The sequence below is a fragment of the Kineococcus glutinatus genome (genome assembly GCF_039542765.1).
Lineage (GTDB): Bacteria > Actinomycetota > Actinomycetes > Actinomycetales > Kineococcaceae > Kineococcus_A > Kineococcus_A glutinatus.
On sequence record NZ_BAABIL010000835.1, the window covers coordinates 1 to 2,363 of the forward strand.

Here is a 2,363-nt window from a genome sequence, read left to right on the forward strand (position 1 = left end):
GGGCCACCGGCGCCGCGCGCGCGGGCCGGTGGCTGCGGCGGTCTCAGCGGACCCCGGCGCCGTCGTGCTCACGGGAACCCACGCTAGTTCGCGCCGCACCCTCCGGGCACGGCTCGCTGCGCAGCACGTCCGCACGGTCCCGGGTGACGCCGGCCGGGGTGACGCCGGCCTGGCGGACGCGGGCCCGGACGACGAGCACCGCGACCACCGCGGCCGCCACCAGCAGCGCCACGCCGACCAGCCCGGCGGTGCCGAGGGCGGCCTGGATCTGCTCGGCGGCCCCCACCGCGCCGGACCCCAGCGCGACGTGGACGGCGGACCAGGCCGCCGCACCCGTGAGCGAGGCCAGCGCGAAGCGGCGCACCGGCAACCCCGACGCCCCCGCGGCCGCCGGCGTCAGGGTGCGCACCACGGGCAGGAACCGCGCCCCCACCACCGCCCACGCGCCGCGGCGCCGCAGCAGCCCGGTGGCCCGCTCCCAGCCGCCCGCCCCGGCGCGGGCCACCACGCGGCTGCGCGCCAGCCGGGGTCCGCACCGGCGCCCGACCGCATAGCCGACGGCGTCCCCGACGACGGCGCACGCGGTCACCACCGCCCACAGCAGCGCCGCGCGCGGGACGCTGGTGGCCGTCGTGGCGGCGACGAGCAGCGCGGCCTCGCCGGGGACGAGGAACCCGAGACCGAGGGTGCACTCGGCGAGGACGAGGGCGCCGGCCACCGCCAGCACCAGCGGGAACGGCAGCCCGGCGAGGGGAGCGAGGAGGTCGGTGACGAGGTCCACACCTCGATGGTGGTCGGCCGGTGCTGTGCGACACCCCTGCCGGAAGCTGTGCGGCACCCCTGACCTTCGTCAGGGGTGCCGCTGCCGGAACGCGGACCGGTGCCCGGTTCGTTGACGCGGTCCCGGCGTCCGCCGGCGCCCACGACGAGGAGATCCCGTGCCCCTGCACCTGGACCGCACCCTGCGGCTCGGCCCGCTGCGCGCCCACCTGTCCACCCGCGGCGTCAGCTGGACGCTGCGGGTGGGGCGGTGGTCGTGGAACAGCAGGAGCCGCACCCAGCGCGTGGACCTGCCCGGTCCCCTCACCTGGACCGGCCGCCGGCGCCGGCGGCGCTGAGCCCCGCGCCGCGCGCGTGGCGACCGGCCGGGGACGCTGCGACGCTGGCGGCATGAGCTCCGTGCCGGACTTCTCCCAGGCCCCCGCCGCCGCGGCGGTCGAGCGCGTCACCCCGGGCGACGGCGAGCCACTCACGGCGGCGGACGCCGAGGCGGGCGCCGCGGGCCTGGCCGCCGACCCCGTGGAGGACGAGGGCGACGACGCCGAGGGGTGAGGTGACGCCCGTCCCGCGCCGGGTTCAGCCCCGCGGTGCGGCGGTGCTGTCGCGCACCACCAGGGAGGTCGCCAGCTCCACGCGCGGGTTGTCGGCCTCCTCACCGCCGGCCAGGGCGAGGACGGTGCGGGCGGCCAGGGCCCCCATCTCCGCCAGCGGCTGGCGCACCGTGGTCAGCGGCGGTGACGCCCACGCGGCCAGCGCCAGGTCGTCGAACCCCACGACGCCGACGTCGTCGGGGACCCGCAACCCGGCGCGGCGCACCGCCTCGTAGACGCCGAGGGCCATCTGGTCGCTGGCGGCGAACACCGCCGTCGGGGGCTCGGCCAGCCGCAGCAGCTCCTCGCCGGCCCGGAACCCCGACTCCTGGTAGAAGGTGCCCTCCCGCACCAGCGCCGGGTCCAGCTGCAGCCCGGCGGACTCCAGGCCGGCGCGGTAGCCGTCCAGGCGCGCCCGGCTGCACAGCAACCCCGGGGGCCCCGCGACGTGGGCGATGCGGCGGTGCCCGAGGGCGACGAGGTGCTCGGTGGCCGCCAGGCCGCCGGCCCAGTTCGTCGCCCCCACGGTGGGCACGTCGAACGGCGGCACACCGGCGGGGTCGACGACGACGACGGGCACGGCGACCTCGCGCAGCTCGTGGCGCAGCGGCGGGGCGAGGTCGGAGGTGACGAGGATGACGCCGTCGCTGGCCCGCGAGCGCAGGTTCGCCAGCCACTCGCGCGCGGAGGCGTCGCGGCGGTGGACGGCGGAGACGACGGTGCCGGCCCCGGCGGCGTGGGCGACGTCCTCGACCCCCCGCAGGATCTCCACCGCCCAGGGGGAGTCGAGGTCGTTGAAGACGAGGTCCAGCAGGCCCACGCGCGCGGCGCGGCGGGCGCGGGGCGGGGGGCGGTAGCCGTGCTCGCGCAGCAGCGCCTCGACGCGGTCGCGGGTGGCGGAGGAGACGTCGCCGCGGCCGTTGACGACGCGCGAGACCGTCGGCACGGACACCCCCGCCGCGCGCGCGATCTCGGTGATCGTCACGGCGCGGC

The 2,363-nt window shown here is 79.2% G+C and carries 4 protein-coding genes; 2 read left to right on the plus strand and 2 right to left on the minus strand.

Features of this window, described 5'->3' with window-relative positions; genetic code table 11:
• Positions 1-43: 43 nt before the first annotated feature.
• Positions 44-781: a DedA family protein gene (locus ABEB16_RS21875; protein ID WP_345714276.1), complete on the minus strand. Its 738-nt coding sequence runs from the start codon at positions 779-781 to the stop codon at positions 44-46.
• Between the two features lie 157 nt (positions 782-938).
• Between ABEB16_RS21875 and ABEB16_RS21880 the strand changes: the two genes are divergently transcribed.
• Together ABEB16_RS21880 and ABEB16_RS21885 are read left to right on the plus strand one after the other, a co-directional pair.
• Positions 939-1,118, plus strand: coding sequence for a DUF4236 domain-containing protein (locus tag ABEB16_RS21880; protein ID WP_345714277.1), 180 nt, complete (start codon positions 939-941; stop codon positions 1,116-1,118).
• A 52-nt stretch (positions 1,119-1,170) separates the two neighbouring features.
• A complete protein-coding gene (locus ABEB16_RS21885; protein WP_345714278.1) occupies positions 1,171-1,332 on the plus strand; it encodes a hypothetical protein in 162 nt (53 codons plus the stop codon).
• Positions 1,333-1,356: 24 nt separating this feature from the next.
• Here the strand turns inward: ABEB16_RS21885 and ABEB16_RS21890 are convergent.
• Positions 1,357-2,363 (minus strand): LacI family DNA-binding transcriptional regulator (locus ABEB16_RS21890; RefSeq protein ID WP_345714279.1); only part of this gene is annotated, 1,007 nt, incomplete at its 5' end.